This is a genomic window from Roseomonas sp. F4 (assembly GCF_053891155.1).
The window spans coordinates 661,059-677,187 of sequence record NZ_JBSSHK010000002.1; the positions used below are offsets into that span (position 1 = coordinate 661,059).

Below are 16,129 nucleotides of genomic sequence, written 5' to 3' on the forward strand. Positions count from 1 at the left end.
GCTGTTCTGCGTCTCGGCGGCCCCCCTCACCCCAACCCTCTCCCCCCGTCCGGGGGAGAGGGCTTCAGCAGGGCGGCGGGCCAGGCCACCGGGACCCCCGCCCCATGAGCGAACTCCTGATCCCCTTCGAATACGACTACATGCTGCGCGCCATGGGCATCAGCGTGCTGGTCGGCGCCGTGGCCGGGCTGCTCTCCTGCTACGTGGTGCTGAAGGGCTGGTCGCTGATGGGCGATGCGCTGAGCCATGCCATCGTGCCGGGCGTGGTGCTGGCCTGGCTTGGCGGCATTCCCTTCGCCATCGGCGCCTTCGCCTCCGGCATGTTGGCGGCACTCGCCATGGCCGGGCTGCGCGGCCGCACGCCGATCCGGGAGGATGCGGTGATCGGTGTGGTCTTCACCAGCTTCTTCGGCCTCGGCCTGTTCCTGCTCTCGCTGTTCCCGTCAAATGTACGGCTGCAGACCATCATCTTCGGCAATGTGCTGGGCATCGCCGATGCCGACATCATCCAGATGGCGGTCATCGCCGTGGTGGTGGCGCTGGTCATCGCCATTCGCGGGCGCGACCTGATGCTGTCGCTGTTCGATCCCGTGCAACTCGTGGCCGCGGGCGGTAGCCCCGGGCGGATGCGGGTGCTGCTGCTGACGCTGCTGGCGGCGACGGCGGTGGCCGGGTTGCAGGCGGTGGGCGCGGTGCTGGTCATCGGCATGCTGGTGACGCCCGGCGCCACCGCCTATCTGCTGGCCGACCGCTTCGGGCGGATGGCGGCGATCGCCTCCGCCATCGGCGCCGGCACTGGCTTCCTCGGCGCCTATGCCAGCTATTTCCTGGATGGCTCGACCGGCGGCAGCATCGTCGCCCTCCAGGCCGCGATCTTCGTGGTCGTGCTGGTCTTCGCCCCCAAGCACGGCATCCGCGCCAGCCGCCGCGCCGCCGCGAATGCCGTGGAGTCCCCCGCATGATCGAAGCCCTGCTCGCCCCCTGGATGCATGGCTTCATGATCCAGGCCCTGGTCGTTGGCCTGATGGTCGCGGGCCTTTCAGCCATCCTGTCCTGCTTCGTAGTGCTGAAGGGCTGGTCGCTGATGGGCGATGCGGTCAGCCACGCCATCCTGCCCGGCGTGGTCGGCGCCTGGCTGCTCGGCATTCCGCTGGTGATCGGCGCCTTCGTCGCCGGCCTCACCTGCGCCATCGCCTCCGGCGCCATCAAGGCGACCTCCCGCGTCAAGGAGGATGCGGCGATGGGCGTGGTGTTCAGCGGCATGTTCGCGGTGGGGCTGATCCTGCTGTCGCAGGTGCGGTCCAACGTCCATCTCTCCCATGTGCTGTTCGGCAGCATTCTCGGGATCGAAGCCGAGGATTTCTGGACGACGCTGGGCATCACCACGGCCGCCCTGTTGATCCTGGCGGTGCGCGGGCGGGACCTGGTGCTGTACTGCTTCGACCCGGGTCAGGCGCGCATCGTCGGCCTGCATGTGGGCCGGCTCCGGCTGCTGCTGCTGACGGTGCTGGCGGCCAGCATCGTGGCGGGGGTGCAGGCGGTGGGCGTCATCCTGGTGGTGGCGCTGCTGATCACGCCCGGTGCCATCGGCCTGCTGATGACGGACCGTTTTGGGCGGATGGTGATGGTCTCGGTGGCGGCGGCCTGCACGGCGACCGTGGTGGGTATCCAGGTCAGCTTCATGCTGAATGCCTCGACCGCCGGGTCCATCGTGCTGGCGCTGTCGGCGATTTTTGTCATCGCGCTGCTGGCCTCGCCACGCCATGGCTTGCTGCGCCGGCGCGTCGCCGCCCGGACGGAGGTCGCGACCTCTGCATGAGGGAGGTCCGGCACACAATGTTACCAAAGCTACAAATTGGCACCCACCATTCCGTGATGCTAGGATGGTGCGATGACCACGGCCGATCCCAGCCCGGACCCCGCCCCATCCGAACCGCCGGATGAGGCCGCGCGCCATGCCTCCGCCCGCTCCGCCCGCGCGGCCGCGCTGGCGGAGGATTATGTGGAGATCATTGCCGACCTGCTGGAACGCGATTCGGAGGCGCGGCCGACCGATATCGCCCGCCGCCTCGGCGTCACCCATGCCACCGCCATCAAGACCATCGGCCGGCTGAAGCGCGACGGCCTGGCGCATTCCAAACCCTATCGCGGAGTCTTCCTGACCGAGGCCGGTCATGAGCTGGCGCGCCGCGTCCGCGCCCGGCATCAGACCGTCGTCGCCTTCCTCACCGCGCTGGGCGTGCCGGCCGAGACGGCGGAGGCTGACGCGGAGGGGATCGAGCACCATGTCAGCGCCGAGACCCTGGCCGCTTTCGAGCGGTTCCTGGCGGAGCGTGGCAAGGCCCCATGATCGAATTCCTCGACGGCATCCGCGCCAGCATCCATGAGGCCTGGCTCATACCGGCCCTCTACGATCTCGGCCTGATGGCGTGGGAAGAGGAGGCCTTCGACTGGCTCGGCTTCGCCCTGCTCGGCCTGGTGCAGATCGCCGTCTGCATCGCGCTTTGCGGCGGGCTGGAGCTGTGGCGGCCGGTGGAGCGCTGGAAGGACAGCGCGGCGGTGCGGACGGATATCCTCTACACCCTGCTGATTCGCCTCGGCATCCTGCCGCTGGCGGTCTTCGTCCTGTTCCGGCCTTTGCAGGTCTGGCTGCATGGCACCATCGTCGATTTCGGCGCGGTGCCGCCGACGCTGGAAAGCCTGATCCCGCCGTTGCGGGAGTACCCGCTTATCGCGCTGGCGGTCTATGTGGTGGTGCTGGATTTCGGCGAATACTGGCGCCACCGGCTGCAGCACAGCATCCCCTGGTGGTGGGAGCTGCATGCGGTGCATCACGCCCAGACGCAGATGACCTTCTGGACCGATGACCGCAACCATCTGGTGGATGACGTCATCGCCGCCGTCTGGCTCGGCCTGATGGCGCTGGCCATCGGCGTGCCGCCGGCGCAGTTCCCGCTGATCGTGCTGGTCACCCGCATCGTCGAATCGCTGTCGCATGCCAATGCGCGGGTGGATTTCGGCGCGGTCGGCGAAAGGCTGCTGGTCTCGCCGCGCTTCCACCGCGCCCATCACGGCGTGCTGTCCACCGAGGCGAAGGGCGTGAATTACGGCGTGCTGCTGCCGGTCTGGGACTGGATTTTTGGGACGGCCAACTGGAACCGGCGCCACTACCCCGCCACCGGCGTGCCGGGGGCGGATGAGGCGATCGTCACCGGCGGCTTCCTGGCGCAGCAGGTGGCCGGGCTGCGCGCCGCGCTGGCCCGGCTGCGTCCCCGCTCAGCCCGCCCGACGCGCGAGCAGCACGAATAGGCGGTGCGTCGCGATATCGACCTTGCGGCGGGTATGGTCCTGCCAGGCGCGGTCCGCCTCCGCCTCGCTGTGATAGGGGCCGTGCAGCTCCTCGGTCCCCTTCTCCAGCACCGTGAAATTGGTGTCGGTGAAGACGCCACCCCAGACCACCCAGATCTGCCGCTCGCTCATCGCCATTCCCTTGTTCATGCCGCAGCGCAGCAATACCGCATTATCCCGGCGGCCGGAAACGGCAGCCCGGTGAAAGCGCGGCAAGCCTGCGCCCCGTGGTCTTCACAAGCGATGAAGCGGCCCTTCGTTCAGGCCCGGGTATAGACGACGACGCTGGCCAGCTTGCCGCCCCCTGCGCGGCTGACCTTGCGGACCGAGACAATCCAGGCCCAGGGGATCACTTCCGGGAAGCAGACCTCGCCGTTCAGCGAGCCGTTGGTGCTGCGGATCAGCGTGCCGGCCGGGGCCTCGAAGATGTAGTTGAAGACATCGCCCTTCCCCTGGGCGTCGGTGCCATAGCCCTGCATCTCCGCCACCTTGGACAGCACCCGCGTGCCATTCGGGTCCCAGCGCGCGGCGAAGACGAGGCGGTCGAACCAGCGTTCATGGACGCCGCTGTCGCCGCTGTAGCAGATCTCAGTGGAGAAGGCGGGGTCGAGCCCGCCGGAGGCCTTGATCTCCTCCGGCGGGCGGCCGTTCGCATGGGCGAAGGTCGTGCTGGTGGGCAGCCGGACATAGCGGAAGTTGAATTTGGGAATCACCTCGCTCGGCGGGCGGTAATGGCCCTGGGCAAAGGCCGGCAGCGGCTCATCCTTGAGCCGCTGCGCGGTGCTGACCATGCCGAGCGCCGATTTGCGGCATTCTTCGCACATGCATCCTCCGCGGAACGCCGGGTTGCTGTCGCCAGCCTATCGAAGCGCCGCCGCGGGTTCCACACAGATGTGTTCAGCGGCCGCCGTCGCGGGCGCGACGGAACATCTCCACCATTCCCGCCGGGACATAGACCGTCTGCTGCGATTCGCCGGAGCCGATGGTCAGGGGCACGAAGCCCGGGCGCGGCGCCTGGGCGAACATGGCGTCGAAATGCACCACCTTCACATCCATCCCGCCGGGCTCGGAGACCATCACCCGGCCGCCACCGACCAGCGTGCCCTGACCCATCGGGCCGTACTCCACCATCATGTTCTCGCCCGTGCCGGTCACCCGCGGGTAGCTCTGAGCCAGGGCGGCAGGGGCGCCGAGCAGCAGCAGCGCGGCGGCCAGAAGGGGCGTGCGGTTCGTCAACATCATCGGGCGTCTCCGTCCTCGGGCTTCGGCGAAGTGCCGCGCCTGACGGGGAAAGTGAGGCGGCCGCGCGAGGTGGCGCAGCCTCCATGCGCCGCCTCTATCGGAATGATGCGCGCGGCGCATGAGGCTGGTCATTCGCCGGCGGCGCGGCGAAGCGGGTACGGCGCAGCGCCTCCACGAAGCGGGACAGCGGGCCGGACCAGCGCCGCCCGGCCACGGTCACCAGGCAGACCTGCCGCGCCACCGGCGAATCCATCACCGGCCGCAACACGAGCCCGGATTGCACGGCGCTGAATTCCGGCAGGAAGCATACCCCCATCCCGGCCGCGACCAGGCACTGGATCCAGTCCTCCCTCTCGCTGCGGCAGGCATGGACAAGCTGCGCCCCGGCCGCCGCCAGATGCTCCCGCAGCACGTCGCGATGCTCGCAGTTGATGCGGGAGAGGTAGGTCTGGCCATCCATGTCGCGCATGGCGATGCAGCGGCGCTGGGCGAAGGGATGGCTCGGCGCGCAGGCGACCAGGTAGCGTTCGGCGTAAAGCGGTTCGGCGCGCAGCCGCTCATGATAGGCCTCCGGCTGCACCATCAGCGCCGCATCCAGGTCACCCTGCAGCAGTTGCTCCGCCAGCCGATCCGGCGGCGCATCCGTCAGGCTGAGGTCGATGCCGGGCTGTGCCGCGCGGAAGCGGCCCAGCAGCGCGCCGAAGCGCGCCGGTCCGAGCGAGCACATGATGCCCAGCCGCAGGTCGCTGCCCTGAAGCCGCTGATGCAACGCCGCCTGCTTCTGCACGGCGCGGCTGCGCGCGACGATCTCCTCGATCCGCGGCTGCACCATGCGGCCGAGCGCCGTCAGATGGGTGGTCCCGCCTTCCCGCGCGAAGAGCGGCGCTCCGAGCTCCTTTTCCAGCTTCTGGATGCCGCGGGTCAGGGTCGGCTGGGTGACGCCGCAGAGGCTGGCGGCGCGGGTGAAATGCAGCGTCTGGCTGGCCGCCAGGAAATAGGTCATCTCGCGCAATTCCACGCCGAGGCTCCAACGAAAGGGGTTGGAGACGCTTCGTGGCGTCGCGCGGGGCGGTTAGCAGGGCCTGATCGGCAGATGCGGCGCCGGGTCCACGACCTCGCCATTCACCACCAGTTCGAAATGCAGATGCGTGCCATAGGTGATGCCGCTGCGCCCGATGCGGCCAAGACGCTCGCCTTGCGCCACATGACGGCGGCCGGAGGCGAGGCTCGGGGCGACGGTGCCGAGATGGACGTAGCGTGTGGTGATCCCGCTGGCATGGCGGAGCTCCACCGCCAGACCCGCCGCGCCCTGCCGCCGGATCGCCACCACCTGCCCGGCGGCGGCGGCCACCACCCAGGCTCCGGCCGGTGCGGGCATGTCCAGCCCGCGATGGTTGCGGGAAGCGCGCGGGCCCGCCGCGCCCTCCGCCCTGGGGCCGAAGGGAGAGGATATGCAGGCCGGGCTGACGGGCAGATGCAGCGCGATGGGAAGGGTCTGCGCCGAGGCCGGTGCCGCGATCAGCGCCACCAGCATGATGAATAACCGCATGCGGAATCCTGTCCGTGCCGGGCGGCGCGTTACCCGCGCCGCCCGGTAATGGGCAAGCGTCAGCGGCGGTAGTTGTTCCGGCGCGGCGGGCCGCGGCGGTCGTCGTAGCGCGGCTGCGATTGGTCATAGAGGTAGCCGCCAGCGCCGCCGACACCGGCGCCCAGCAGGGCGCCCAGGCCGGTATTGCCGCTGAAGGAGCCGAGAACGCCGCCGACGGCACCGCCGCCGAGGGCACCGGTGGCGACCCGCTGCTGCGTCGGGTTGAGGTCACCGCAGGCTGCCAGGCCAAGGCCGGCGGCAAGGGGAAGAACGAGGCGCATGAAGCGCATGATCGGGGTCCTTTCGCTCAGCGTGTCGGCCGGCCGCGGCGGGCCGGGGGCGTCATCGGCGGGCAGGGGAATTGCGCCTGCGCGTAGCGCAGGAAGCCATCCAGCGCCGGTTCCTGCGCATAGGACGGGTTGGACCGTGCCCAGGCGGCGAAGCCGATGCCGGTTTCGGCCACGCTCGGCCCCGGGCTCGGCACGCAATACAGCGGCCGCACCGGGCCACCCGCGGGATGCAGCAGGGCATGATACTGGCCCGCCGCGGTCACGAAGCCCTGGCAATAGGCGATGGCCTCGTAGCGGCGCATGCCCTGGACGCGCGGATCGCAGACAGCGGCGAGGTCGGCGACGGTCTGCACATGGTCGGTCAGGTCGTTGTCGCGGTCGGGGCCGCGCGGTCCCTGGGCGTGTGCGGTGGATAGGCCCAGCAGGCCCAGCATGGCGACGGTTGCCACAAGGCGCATCGTCGGTTCCTCCCTCGGGACGTGAAGCGGCAGAGTCTGCTCGGCCGGGGAATGGTTCCCTCCGCGCAAGCATCCTGGTCACAACGCCTCGCGGCGTGCCGCGTTCATTCCCTTGGGGAAAAAGCCTCGCCGGCCTGCGCCGTCGCCACCGGCGCCAGGCCGATCCGCCCCAGCCCGGGCAGTTTCAGCGCCGGACGGCGCAGATCGAGCCCCGCGACCGCGCCGAGGATATTCACCTCCAGGCCCTCGACCCAGCCCAGCGTCAGCCCGGCATAGCCGCCGAGCGACAGGCGCAGCCCGGTGCCGGACCCGGTCGGGCGCAGCCAGCGCCCGTCATGCGGAAAATCCTTGCCGATGGCGTTGGGCGGCAGCGCGGCCGGCAGGCCGGGCACGGCATCCAGCACGGCGGCGACGAAGGTATTGGAATTAGGGCCGGGCCAGACCCGGTAGTCGCCCTGGTTGGCCCAGGCGTAATCCGCGATGGCGGCCTGCATGGCTGGGATCATCCGCGCCGCCTCCGCCCCATCGGCGGCGAAGACCAGCTCCGGCATCCGGCCGAACCAGCGGCCATCGGCGGCGAAGCCGTTCACGCGGATCGGCGCGCCCCAGGCGGTGTAGTCGTAGCGGGTGTAGCTGTCCGCGCCCTCCGGCTTGATGACCAGCCAGGAATGCACGGCGAAGATGCCGCGCCAGCGCACCGTGGGGGCGGCGAAGACGCGCACCACGGCCGGGCGGTGCTGGCTTGCCGCCGGCAACAGCCCGGCGCTGCCGCGATCGGCGGCATACCAGGCGGTTCCCACGCCGTTGAATTGGTATAGCAGCGCCGAGATGGCGAGCGGCAGCAGGAAGAACAGCGCGAACAGCGCCAGGGACCAGCGGAGGATTTTCATGATGACCCCTCATCTTTGGTCGGACCGGCGCCCTCGCAACCCAACCACCCAGGATTGACAGCACGGCAGCGTGGCGGCCTGTTCACCGCCAGAATTGGGGAAGCGGGCAGGATGGAACTCGGCCTGAAGGGCAGGACGGCGCTGGTCACCGGCGCCTCCATGGGCATCGGCCGCGCCATCGCGCGGGAACTGGCGGCGGAAGGCGTGGCCGTTGCCATGGTGGCGCGCGGCGCGGAACGGCTGGCGGAGGCCGCCGCCGCCATCGCCGCGGAGACCGGCGCCCGCACCGTGCCGATCGCGGCCGACCTGGTGGACCCGGCGGCGCTGGAAGCGGCGGTGGCGCAGGCCGAATCGGCGCTCGGGGTCATCGACATCCTGGTGAACAATGCCGGCGCCACGCCGATGGGCCGCATCGCCGACAGCGACGACGCCACCTGGCGCAAATCGCTGGATCTGAAGCTGATGGGCTATATGCGCTGCGCCCGGCTGCTGGTGCCGCCGATGCGGGCGCGGCGCTGGGGGCGGGTCATCAACATCATCGGCCGCTCCGGCCACCAGCCGCGCGCCACCTATATCGTCGGCTCCAGCGTCAATGCCTCCCTGCTCAGCTTCACCCATGCCCTGGCGCAGGATTGCGCGCCGGACAATGTGCTGGTGGTGGGGGTGAATCCCGGCCCGATTGCGACCCCGCGCTGGGATGCGCTGGTCGCCCAGGGCGCCGCCGGCAGCGGACGGGACCCGGAGGCCGAAAACGCGGCGGCCATCGGGTCCGTCGCCATGGGGCGGCTGGGCACGGCGGAGGAGGTATCGGGCCTCGTCGCCTTCCTCTGCTCCGACCGCGCCGGCTTCATCACCGGCACGAATATCGACATCGACGGCGGCGGCACCCGCTGCATCTGAAGGCCTTTTTCAAATGCCCCATTTCGAGGTCTCGACCGGCGTGACGCTGGCCTATTCCGTGGATGACTTCACCGATGGCTGGACCACGCCGCCCACCGTGCTGCTGCTGCACGGCCTGGCGGAAAGCGGGGAGGCGTTTCGCGCCTTCGTGCCCGCCTTGGCGCGCCAGGCCCGCGTGGTGCGGCTGGATCTGCGCGGCTATGGCGGATCGACGCCGATGCCGGCGGACCATCCCTGGCGCTTCGACCAGCTTGTCGCCGATGTGGTGGCGCTGATCGGCCATCTCGGCGCCGGGCGGGTTCTGCTGGCAGGCGGGAAGATCGGCGGCACGATCGCCATGGCCGTCGCCGCGCGGCATCCGGAACTGGTGGAGAAGCTGGCAGTGCTCGGCGGCCCCGCCTCGCTCACCAACATGGCCGGCCGCACCCCCGGCTGGCGGGCGCAGATCGCGGCGGAAGGCGTGCCCGCCTGGGTCGCGGCTTCCAATGAGGGCCGCATGGGCACGCGCATGTCGCCGGAGGCGCTGGCTTGGTGGACGCGGATGATGGGCCGCACCGCCGCCTCCACCCTGGAGGGCTTCCTGCAAATGGTGCCGAGCGTCGATGTGACGGCGGAGGTTGACCGTATCAAGGCGCCGACGCTGGTGGTGACGACCACCGGCAGCGGCCTCGGCTCCGTTGATGAGGTGAAGGCCTGGCAGGAGCGCATCGCCGGCTCCCGCCTCGTCGTGGTGGAGAATGACAGCTACCACGTCGCCGCCTCCGACCCCGACGCGACGGCCGCGCTGGTGCGGGACTTTTTCTTCGGCTGAGTTCAGTCGGCCTCGCCCACCAGAACCTCCGCCACCTCCTCCGAGAACAGGCGGCCGCGCCCCTCGATCACCACCATCCCGGGTGCGGCCGGATCGCGCCGGCCGGGCGGCAGGCCGTGGTCGCGCAGGGCCTGGGCGCAGCCGGGCCAGTCGCCGCCCTCGACCGGCTCGTTCACCGAGGCCCAGCCGAGGGTGCCGAGGACATCACCGCCATGGCCGTGCCGCTCGGTCCAATGCGCGCCATGGGCCAGCAGGAAGCGCGCCAGCGCCGCATCGCCGCGGAACACCGCAAGGTTGAGGGCGGAGGCGTTCCAGTCGCCGCCCGGCACCGCGATGGGCCAGCCCAGCGCCACCATCAGCCGCACCGCGGGCGCCGCGCCCTCCGCCGCCAGGTCGGGGAGCAGGCGCAGTTGGCCCGGCGTCAGCGCGGCCGGCAGGTCCGGGCGCCGCGCCGCGATGGCGCGCGCGGCGGCTTCGTCGGCACTGGCGCAGGCGGCGAGGAAGGCCTCCTCTTCCGTCAGGGTTTCGGCCGCGCCGTGGTCGGCCAGCAGCGCCGCGACCTCCGACAGGCCGAATTGCATGGCGAGGCGCCAGGCGCTGACGCCCTCCGGCGTGCGGTCCCGGGGATCGACGCCGGCCGCCAGCAGCGCTGCGACATGGCGCGGCGACCGCCGTCGCCGGATCGCCCAGAGCAGCGGTGAGCCATAGCTGGACAAGGGCGGGTTGCGGGCCGGCTCCTGCGCATCGCCGCCGGCGGCCAGCAGCAGTTCCAGCGGCGTCGGATCGGCGAGGTCGAGCGCGCGGAACATGGCATTGGTGCCCGGGATGCGCGCGCCATGGGCCAGCAGCAGCCGCGTGCAGTCCGGGCTTTCGAGCGAATGATAGAGCGATTCGCCGTCATCCGGATCGGCGCCCGCCTCCAGCAGCAGCCGCGTCATCGCCACATCCCGCTGCTGCCCCGCGGCGCCGTAGAGGGCCGAGAGGGGTTGCGCCGCATCCGGCGCGGCGAGCGAGGCGGGCGGGAAGCGGTTGCCGATGCGCTGGTTCGGGTCGGCGCCGGCCGCCAGCAGCAGCCGGGCGGCATCGCGCAGTGCCTTGGCGAAGGCGGGCAGGCGCAGCAGGCTGGAATGGGTGACGGCGACCAGCGGCGGCAGGTGCAGCGGCCCGCCCGGCCGGTTCACCCAGCCGGGATCGGCCTGGATCGCCCGGCGCAGCGCCGCGCCATCGCCGACGGCACAGGCAAGCCAGGGGTCGCCCGCCGCCAACTCGGGCGCCTCCGCCAGCATCCGTTCGGCGACGCCGGGGCGGGCAGGGTGTAGGCTGCCGGTGACGTCGCCGGCATAGACCCGCTCCAGCCACAGCCGCTGTCGGGCGCCGCCGTCGCCCTGCGCCTCGGCATAGCTTTTCAGCTCCGTCCAGCTGACGAAGCCGTAGTCACGGGCCAGGCAGGATTGGGCGTCGTGCAGACGGAGCGCGGCGAGAGCCTCGTCCGAAAGGTCGGCGGCGGCGGGCAAAGCGCGTCGAAAACGGGCGATGGCCTCGGCCTCGCCGGCGCGAAGGGCGCGCAGCAGCGCCTTCGCCTGTTTCCGCAAATGGTCGAGATTCACCCGGTCGGGCAAGGTGGGCATGCGAAACCTCCGTGCACTAGATCGCCGAAGGCCCGCAATGCCGGCGGCACAAAGGTTTGGCGCGAGGTCAGCGCTGCAAGTGGGTTGAACCCTGCCCGCGGGCCCGGATGCGGCTTGCTCCGCGCGGCGACGCTATCGGCCGCGGCGCCCGAAGGTCAAGATGCGTGGCCAGAGCAGCAACGCCGCCAGCGGCAGCAGCGCCACCGCCCAGTCCACCGCCATGCCGCGCGCCAGCACGGGCAAGGCGGCGAGGGCGGCCAAGGCGGCGGCGAAGGGCAAGGTGGCCAGCCGTGTGCCGGGCGGACCGGCCGCCGCGCCCAGACTGGAGCCCAGCAGAGCGAGGGCCAGCAGCGGTGCCGGCCCCGGCGGCCCGGCCAGCGCGAGCCCGGCCCAGAGCAGCCCGGCCGCCAACACCGCCGCCCCGCGCGTCGCCCGCAGCGCCAGCAGCGCGTAGAGCGCGACCAGGATCAGCACCGGCGCCGCCTGGGCCAGATCGGCCAGGTTGCGCGGCGCCCCCGCCATCCACCAGCCGGCGCCCAGCACCCCCAGCCCCGGCAGCAGCCGGGCGGGCATGCGCCGCCAGACCACGCCGAGCCCGACGAGCAGAAGCATCGCCAGCGCCAGCAGCGGCAAGCGTTCCGGCAATTGCCGGGGGGAGGCGGGCAGGGCGCCGAAGAGCCACCACCATCCCGCCAGCACCCCCGCGCCCAGCGCCAGAATGCCGGCGCCGCGCCAGCGCCGCCCGGCCAAGGCCAGCGCGCCCGCCACCAGCAGGCCGACCAGCCCCGGCATCGCCTGCGCCATCATGCCGCGTCACCTTCCGAAACTTGCGGTGGCGCGACCGGCCGGCCTAATCGGCATCGTTGCCAAACCGAGGACCCGCCATGGCCCGCGAGACCACCCCCCTGCCGGGAACCCGCCGCCTGAAGGTCTGGGACCCTTGGATCCGGCTGGTGCATTGGGCCATCGTGCTGCTGATCCCGATCTCCTGGTGGTCGGCGGAGACGCATCGCTTCGATCTGCATGTGCTGTCCGGCTACACCATCCTGACGCTGCTGATCTTCCGCATCGTCTGGGGTTTTGTTGGCAGCCAGACCGCGCGCTTCCGCAACTTCCTGGCCTCCCCCTTGGAGGCGATCCGTCATCTCGGCCATTTTCGCCGGCGCCAGGCCGCGGTGGAGATCGGCCACAATGCGGCCGGTGGCTGGATGGTGCTGGTGCTGCTGGGGCTGCTGCTGGCCCAGGCGGGCAGCGGGCTGTTTGCGGATGATGAGATCTTCACCCGGGGGCCGCTGGCCCGCGCCGTGGACCCGGCGACGAGTGCGCTCGCCACCGCCATCCATCTGCGGGTGTTCTGGGGAATCGTCGCGGCGGCGGTGCTGCATATCCTGGCGATCCTGCTGTATCGCCTGGTGCGCAAGCAGAATCTGGTGGGGCCGATGATCACCGGCGCGCTGCGCCTGCCGGTGGTCTATCGCGGGCCGCAGCCGCGCATGGGCAGCAACTGGCTGGCCGCCGCGCTGCTGGCCGTGGCGGCGGCGGTGGTCTGGGCGCTGGTGCAGTGGGGCTCGGCCCAGGGCAGCGCCAGCGCGTTTGGGTGAGGCCCCCGATAAAGCTTCAACTCTCCAACCTGCGGCCGGCGTCTTCCGCCGGCCGAGCGGCCGAATGGCCGCCGCCGCCAATGCGGCGAGCCAAGCCGGCGGAGCCGGCGCCCGGCGCCTGAGGGGCGCGAGGTTTACCTCGCGCGGAACGCCTGATGGCAGGCGCCGCAGGTGCCGCCGGTGGTGCGCAGCAGGTCGGCGGAGATGGTGCCCGATTCCGCCGCGGTCTTCAGCGTGGCGAAGGCGGCGACCATGTTGGTGGCGCGGGTCTGGAAGCCGGCGCGGTCGGCCTCGATGGCCGCCAGAGCGCGGGTCTGGCCGGGCTGGGTGCCCTGCGGTTGCGGCGGCGTCAGGCTGTCGGTCGGCACCAGGGTCGGCAGGGTCGCGATGAAGGCGGACATGGCCTCGATCCGCGGCACGAGCGCGCGCGTGTCGCCGCGCGACTGAACGGTCTGCGCCACGGCCTCCATGCCCTGACCCAAGCCGCGCAGACCCGCGCGGCGATCGGCCACCACATCCTGGGACATGGCGGCACCGGTGATGCCCAGGGAAGCCAGGGCAACGGCTGCCGTCAACCAAACGCGCATGCGGGAAGGTCCTTTCGTTTCTCGAAAGGTGAGACTGCCAGCGCGCGCCGCGCGCCACAACGCATCACTTCAGGCCCGCGCGGTCTGTTGCACTTCGCAACCAACGGCCGGGACTTGCGCGCCCCGCCGGGCGGCGCGACGCTGACCGCAACAAGATCTGGGAGGATCAAGAATGACGATGCGACGCAGCCTGCTGGGCCTGGCCCTGGCCGCCGGCCTGGCCAGCCCCGCCTTGGCCTATCCGGACCGGCCGATTTCGATGGTCGTGGGCTATGCGCCAGGCGGGTCCACCGACATCACGTCCCGCCTTCTGGCGGACCGGCTGGGGCCGGCGCTCGGCGCCAATGGCCGGGTGGTGGTGGAAAACCGGCCCGGCGCCTCCGGCATGATCGCCAGCGAATGGCTGCGCCGCCAGTCGCCGGATGGCTACACGCTGATGCTGGTGGAGGCATCGTCCCATGCGCTGGCGCCCAATGCCGTGGTCGGCGGCACGCGCTATGACGCCCTGGCCGATTTCACCCATGTCGCGGTGGTCGGCACCGGCCCGATGATCCTGGTGGCGCAGCCCAACCTGCCGGTGCGCAACCCGGTGGAGATGGTGGCGCGGATGCGGGAGGGGCAGGCGGAGCAGATGCCCTTCGCCTCCTCCGGCGTCGCCTCCATGCCGCATCTGTCCGGGGAGATGCTGGCCAATGTGATCGGCCTCGGCGGGCGCTTCCCGCATATCTCCTACCGTTCCGGCGGGCAGATGGTGGAGAGCATCGCCAAGGCGGAAACCCAATGGGGCGTTGCCGTGCTGGCCTCCGCTGCGGGCCAGGTGCGGGACGGGCGGGTGCGCGGCATCGCGGTGACGGGGATGGAGCGCTTTCCCTCCTTCCCCGACATCCCCACCCTGAACGAGACAGCGCTGCCCGGCTTCGACCTGGAGAACTGGTTCGCCGTGATCGGCCCGAAGGGCATGCCGGAGGCGGTGACCGCGCAGATCAACCGCGCGATCCGGGAGGCAATCGCCCAGCCGCAACTGGGGGAGCGTCTGCTGACCGCCGGCGTTGCCCCCTGGACCCGGCCGAACAGCCCCGCCGATGCCGCCGCTTTCTTCCAGGCGGAGCTGGCGAAATTCCGCCAGGTGGTGGAACGCACCGGCGTGCGGCTGGAGCCCTGAGCATGGATGCTGCCGCCGATATCATCGTCATCGGCGGCGGCTCCGCCGGCTGCGTGGTGGCCGCCCGGCTGTCGGAGGATCCCTCCTGCCGCGTGCTGTTGCTGGAGGCCGGGCCGCCGGATCGCGACCCCTGGATCCGCCTGCCGATGGGCTATGCCAAGCTGTATGGCGGCGGCCGCTACGATCCACGCTTCATGACGGAGCCGGAGGCCGCGCTCGCCGGGCGCGCGATCCATTGGCCGCGGGGGCGGGTGCTGGGCGGGTCGGGATCGGTGAATGGGCTGGTCTTTCTGCGCGGCAGCCCGAATGACTATGACCGCTGGGCGCAGGCCGGCGCGCGTGGCTGGTCGCATGAGGAGGTGGCGCCCTTCTTCCGCAAGCTGGAAAGCTGGGAGGGGCCACCTTCCGAGGCGCGCGGCAAGGATGGGCCGATCCGGGTCAGTGAGCCGAAGCGGTTGGCGCCCGCGGCGCGGGCCTTTGTCGAGGCCTGTGTCGCCACCGGCCTGCCGCGCTTCACCGATGTGAATGGCGGCGGGCCGATCGAGGGCGCCGGGCCGATCCAGCTCAATGTGGGCAACGGTTTTCGATCCTCCTCGGCACGGACCTATCTGCATCCGGCGATGCGGCGGCCGAATCTGCGGGTGGAGACCGGCATCACGGTGCAGCGAATCCTGTTCGAGCAGGGCCGGGCCACGGGCGTGGAGACGGGGCAGGGGGTGTTTCGCGCCACCCGTGAAATCGTGCTGAGCGCGGGGGCGATCGAGTCGCCGAAATTGCTGATGCTGTCGGGCATCGGCGATGCGGCGGCGCTGCGGGATTTTGGCATCGAGAGTGTGGCGCATAGCCCGGATGTCGGGCGCAATCTGCAGGACCACCTGATCTCCAAATTCATTTTCCGGACCAAGCCCTGCGGCACGCTGAACGAGATTCTGGGCAGCCATTTCCGCAAGGGCGCCATGGGCCTCGACTGGCTGTTCCGGCGCGCCGGGCCGCTGGCGATCGGGGCAGGGGAGGCGACGGCTTTCGCCCGAATCACGCCGGGGGCGGAGGAGGCGGAGGCGCAGATCCTCTTCGTGAATTTCTCGACCTTCGACTACAGCAAGGGGCTGCACCCTTTCCCGGGCGTGATGTGGAATTACGGGCCTTGCCGTCCGGACAGCCGCGGCTGGCTGACGCTGGCCTCGCCTGATCCGGCGGCGAAGCCGGTGATCCGGCCGAACTATCTCGATCATCCGAACGACCTGCGGGTGATGCTCGGCGCCGCCCGCCTGTCCCAGCGCATCGCCGCCGCCGCGCCTTTTTCCGCGTTGATCGAGGAGGAATTGCGCCCCGGCCCGCAGGGCGACAGCGATGCGGCGCTGGAAGCCAATATCCGCGCCACCGCCGGCACCGTCTTCCACCCCTGTGGCACGGCGCGGATGGGCACCGATAGCCGGGCGGTGCTGGACCCCGAATTGCGGGTGCGCGGCGTCACCGGGCTGCGAGTGGCGGATGCCAGCGTCTTCCCGCTGATCCCTTCCCCCAATATCCAGCCCGCCGCGCTGATGGTGGGGGAGCGCTGCGCGGATTTCATACGCCGAGGCGGCTAGCTTGCCTCCGGCGTCGGGGACGGGCAGGAGGTAGG

At 71.0% G+C, this 16,129-nt stretch carries 20 protein-coding genes; 9 read left to right on the forward strand and 11 right to left on the reverse strand.

Annotated features, from left to right (window positions below; translation table 11 throughout):
• The first annotated feature begins 104 nt into the window (after positions 1–104).
• From ACVFYP_RS10505 to ACVFYP_RS10520, 4 genes are all read left to right on the forward strand, one after another.
• Entirely contained in the window at positions 105–962 is an 858-nt protein-coding gene (locus ACVFYP_RS10505; RefSeq protein ID WP_499200123.1) for a metal ABC transporter permease, read from the forward strand.
• Positions 959–1,819 (forward strand): metal ABC transporter permease, encoded by an 861-nt coding sequence (locus ACVFYP_RS10510; protein WP_499200124.1) that lies wholly within the window; start codon positions 959–961, stop codon positions 1,817–1,819. The genes ACVFYP_RS10505 and ACVFYP_RS10510 overlap by 4 nt, the downstream gene beginning before the upstream one ends.
• Positions 1,820–1,891: 72 nt before the next feature.
• Positions 1,892–2,350, forward strand: coding sequence for a manganese-binding transcriptional regulator MntR (gene mntR / locus ACVFYP_RS10515; protein WP_499200125.1), 459 nt, complete (start codon positions 1,892–1,894; stop codon positions 2,348–2,350).
• A complete protein-coding gene (locus ACVFYP_RS10520) occupies positions 2,347–3,309 on the forward strand; it encodes a sterol desaturase family protein (RefSeq protein WP_499200126.1) in 963 nt (320 codons plus the stop codon). Before mntR ends, ACVFYP_RS10520 begins: the two co-directional genes overlap by 4 nt.
• Here ACVFYP_RS10520 and ACVFYP_RS10525 read toward each other — a convergent pair.
• From ACVFYP_RS10525 to ACVFYP_RS10560, 8 genes are all read right to left on the reverse strand, one after another.
• Positions 3,277–3,480 carry a DUF4170 domain-containing protein gene (locus ACVFYP_RS10525; protein ID WP_499200127.1) on the reverse strand — a complete coding sequence of 68 codons (204 nt, stop codon included), beginning with the start codon at positions 3,478–3,480 and terminating at the stop codon, positions 3,277–3,279. The two genes, ACVFYP_RS10520 and ACVFYP_RS10525, sit on opposite strands and share 33 nt — an antisense overlap.
• Positions 3,481–3,608: 128 nt before the next feature.
• Positions 3,609–4,172 (reverse strand): hypothetical protein, encoded by a 564-nt coding sequence (locus ACVFYP_RS10530; protein WP_499200128.1) that lies wholly within the window; start codon positions 4,170–4,172, stop codon positions 3,609–3,611.
• A gap of 73 nt (positions 4,173–4,245) precedes the next feature.
• The gene (locus ACVFYP_RS10535; protein ID WP_499200129.1) at positions 4,246–4,590 is read right to left on the reverse strand and encodes a hypothetical protein; all 345 of its coding nucleotides are present in this window, start codon (positions 4,588–4,590) and stop codon (positions 4,246–4,248) included.
• A 94-nt stretch (positions 4,591–4,684) separates the two neighbouring features.
• A complete protein-coding gene (locus ACVFYP_RS10540; RefSeq protein WP_499200130.1) occupies positions 4,685–5,593 on the reverse strand; it encodes a LysR family transcriptional regulator in 909 nt (302 codons plus the stop codon).
• Between the two features lie 69 nt (positions 5,594–5,662).
• Complete coding sequence (locus ACVFYP_RS10545) at positions 5,663–6,139, reverse strand: M23 family metallopeptidase (protein ID WP_499200131.1); 477 nt, start codon at positions 6,137–6,139, stop codon at positions 5,663–5,665.
• Between the two features lie 59 nt (positions 6,140–6,198).
• Positions 6,199–6,468, reverse strand: coding sequence for a YMGG-like glycine zipper-containing protein (locus ACVFYP_RS10550; RefSeq protein ID WP_499200132.1), 270 nt, complete (start codon positions 6,466–6,468; stop codon positions 6,199–6,201).
• 17 nt (positions 6,469–6,485) lie between these two features.
• Positions 6,486–6,926, reverse strand: a complete 441-nt coding sequence (locus tag ACVFYP_RS10555) for a Rap1a/Tai family immunity protein (RefSeq protein WP_499200133.1) — start codon at positions 6,924–6,926, stop codon at positions 6,486–6,488.
• A gap of 104 nt (positions 6,927–7,030) precedes the next feature.
• The gene (locus ACVFYP_RS10560; RefSeq protein WP_499200134.1) at positions 7,031–7,816 is read right to left on the reverse strand and encodes a DUF3750 domain-containing protein; all 786 of its coding nucleotides are present in this window, start codon (positions 7,814–7,816) and stop codon (positions 7,031–7,033) included.
• A 111-nt stretch (positions 7,817–7,927) separates the two neighbouring features.
• Between ACVFYP_RS10560 and ACVFYP_RS10565 the strand changes: the two genes are divergently transcribed.
• Complete coding sequence (locus ACVFYP_RS10565) at positions 7,928–8,716, forward strand: SDR family NAD(P)-dependent oxidoreductase (protein ID WP_499200135.1); 789 nt, start codon at positions 7,928–7,930, stop codon at positions 8,714–8,716.
• 13 nt (positions 8,717–8,729) lie between these two features.
• Positions 8,730–9,527 (forward strand): alpha/beta fold hydrolase, encoded by a 798-nt coding sequence (locus ACVFYP_RS10570; protein ID WP_499200136.1) that lies wholly within the window; start codon positions 8,730–8,732, stop codon positions 9,525–9,527.
• Positions 9,528–9,529: 2 nt separating this feature from the next.
• On the opposite strand, the gene ACVFYP_RS10575 is transcribed toward ACVFYP_RS10570, so the two are convergent.
• Both ACVFYP_RS10575 and ACVFYP_RS10580 read right to left on the reverse strand, forming a co-directional pair.
• Positions 9,530–11,155, reverse strand: coding sequence for an ankyrin repeat domain-containing protein (locus ACVFYP_RS10575; protein ID WP_499200137.1), 1,626 nt, complete (start codon positions 11,153–11,155; stop codon positions 9,530–9,532).
• Between the two features lie 132 nt (positions 11,156–11,287).
• Positions 11,288–11,962, reverse strand: a complete 675-nt coding sequence (locus ACVFYP_RS10580; RefSeq protein ID WP_499200138.1) for a hypothetical protein — start codon at positions 11,960–11,962, stop codon at positions 11,288–11,290.
• 77 nt (positions 11,963–12,039) lie between these two features.
• Between ACVFYP_RS10580 and ACVFYP_RS10585 the strand changes: the two genes are divergently transcribed.
• Positions 12,040–12,756 (forward strand): cytochrome b/b6 domain-containing protein, encoded by a 717-nt coding sequence (locus tag ACVFYP_RS10585; RefSeq protein WP_499200139.1) that lies wholly within the window; start codon positions 12,040–12,042, stop codon positions 12,754–12,756.
• A 134-nt stretch (positions 12,757–12,890) separates the two neighbouring features.
• Here ACVFYP_RS10585 and ACVFYP_RS10590 read toward each other — a convergent pair whose 3' ends face one another.
• Positions 12,891–13,343 carry a cytochrome c gene (locus ACVFYP_RS10590; protein ID WP_499200140.1) on the reverse strand — a complete coding sequence of 151 codons (453 nt, stop codon included), beginning with the start codon at positions 13,341–13,343 and terminating at the stop codon, positions 12,891–12,893.
• 172 nt (positions 13,344–13,515) lie between these two features.
• Here ACVFYP_RS10590 and ACVFYP_RS10595 point away from each other — a divergent pair, with 172 nt between their 5' ends.
• The gene (locus ACVFYP_RS10595; RefSeq protein ID WP_499200141.1) at positions 13,516–14,505 is read left to right on the forward strand and encodes a Bug family tripartite tricarboxylate transporter substrate binding protein; all 990 of its coding nucleotides are present in this window, start codon (positions 13,516–13,518) and stop codon (positions 14,503–14,505) included.
• Positions 14,506–14,507: 2 nt separating this feature from the next.
• Positions 14,508–16,094, forward strand: coding sequence for a GMC family oxidoreductase (locus tag ACVFYP_RS10600; protein ID WP_499200142.1), 1,587 nt, complete (start codon positions 14,508–14,510; stop codon positions 16,092–16,094).
• Positions 16,095–16,129 lie beyond the last annotated feature (35 nt).

What these genes read in the sequence shown, in the direction of transcription:
- ACVFYP_RS10505 (WP_499200123.1), top strand. Translation starts at nt 105, where the DNA reads ATGAGCGAACTCCTGATCCCCTTCGAATACGACTACATGCTGCGCGCC.
- ACVFYP_RS10510 (WP_499200124.1), top strand. Translation starts at nt 959, where the DNA reads ATGATCGAAGCCCTGCTCGCCCCCTGGATGCATGGCTTCATGATCCAG.
- mntR (WP_499200125.1), top strand. Translation starts at nt 1,892, where the DNA reads ATGACCACGGCCGATCCCAGCCCGGACCCCGCCCCATCCGAACCGCCG.
- ACVFYP_RS10520 (WP_499200126.1), top strand. Translation starts at nt 2,347, where the DNA reads ATGATCGAATTCCTCGACGGCATCCGCGCCAGCATCCATGAGGCCTGG.
- ACVFYP_RS10525 (WP_499200127.1), bottom strand. Translation starts at nt 3,480, where the DNA reads ATGAGCGAGCGGCAGATCTGGGTGGTCTGGGGTGGCGTCTTCACCGAC.
- ACVFYP_RS10530 (WP_499200128.1), bottom strand. Translation starts at nt 4,172, where the DNA reads ATGTGCGAAGAATGCCGCAAATCGGCGCTCGGCATGGTCAGCACCGCG.
- ACVFYP_RS10535 (WP_499200129.1), bottom strand. Translation starts at nt 4,590, where the DNA reads ATGATGTTGACGAACCGCACGCCCCTTCTGGCCGCCGCGCTGCTGCTG.
- ACVFYP_RS10540 (WP_499200130.1), bottom strand. Translation starts at nt 5,593, where the DNA reads ATGACCTATTTCCTGGCGGCCAGCCAGACGCTGCATTTCACCCGCGCC.
- ACVFYP_RS10545 (WP_499200131.1), bottom strand. Translation starts at nt 6,139, where the DNA reads ATGCGGTTATTCATCATGCTGGTGGCGCTGATCGCGGCACCGGCCTCG.
- ACVFYP_RS10550 (WP_499200132.1), bottom strand. Translation starts at nt 6,468, where the DNA reads ATGCGCTTCATGCGCCTCGTTCTTCCCCTTGCCGCCGGCCTTGGCCTG.
- ACVFYP_RS10555 (WP_499200133.1), bottom strand. Translation starts at nt 6,926, where the DNA reads ATGCGCCTTGTGGCAACCGTCGCCATGCTGGGCCTGCTGGGCCTATCC.
- ACVFYP_RS10560 (WP_499200134.1), bottom strand. Translation starts at nt 7,816, where the DNA reads ATGAAAATCCTCCGCTGGTCCCTGGCGCTGTTCGCGCTGTTCTTCCTG.
- ACVFYP_RS10565 (WP_499200135.1), top strand. Translation starts at nt 7,928, where the DNA reads ATGGAACTCGGCCTGAAGGGCAGGACGGCGCTGGTCACCGGCGCCTCC.
- ACVFYP_RS10570 (WP_499200136.1), top strand. Translation starts at nt 8,730, where the DNA reads ATGCCCCATTTCGAGGTCTCGACCGGCGTGACGCTGGCCTATTCCGTG.
- ACVFYP_RS10575 (WP_499200137.1), bottom strand. Translation starts at nt 11,155, where the DNA reads ATGCCCACCTTGCCCGACCGGGTGAATCTCGACCATTTGCGGAAACAG.
- ACVFYP_RS10580 (WP_499200138.1), bottom strand. Translation starts at nt 11,962, where the DNA reads ATGATGGCGCAGGCGATGCCGGGGCTGGTCGGCCTGCTGGTGGCGGGC.
- ACVFYP_RS10585 (WP_499200139.1), top strand. Translation starts at nt 12,040, where the DNA reads ATGGCCCGCGAGACCACCCCCCTGCCGGGAACCCGCCGCCTGAAGGTC.
- ACVFYP_RS10590 (WP_499200140.1), bottom strand. Translation starts at nt 13,343, where the DNA reads ATGCGCGTTTGGTTGACGGCAGCCGTTGCCCTGGCTTCCCTGGGCATC.
- ACVFYP_RS10595 (WP_499200141.1), top strand. Translation starts at nt 13,516, where the DNA reads ATGACGATGCGACGCAGCCTGCTGGGCCTGGCCCTGGCCGCCGGCCTG.
- ACVFYP_RS10600 (WP_499200142.1), top strand. Translation starts at nt 14,508, where the DNA reads ATGGATGCTGCCGCCGATATCATCGTCATCGGCGGCGGCTCCGCCGGC.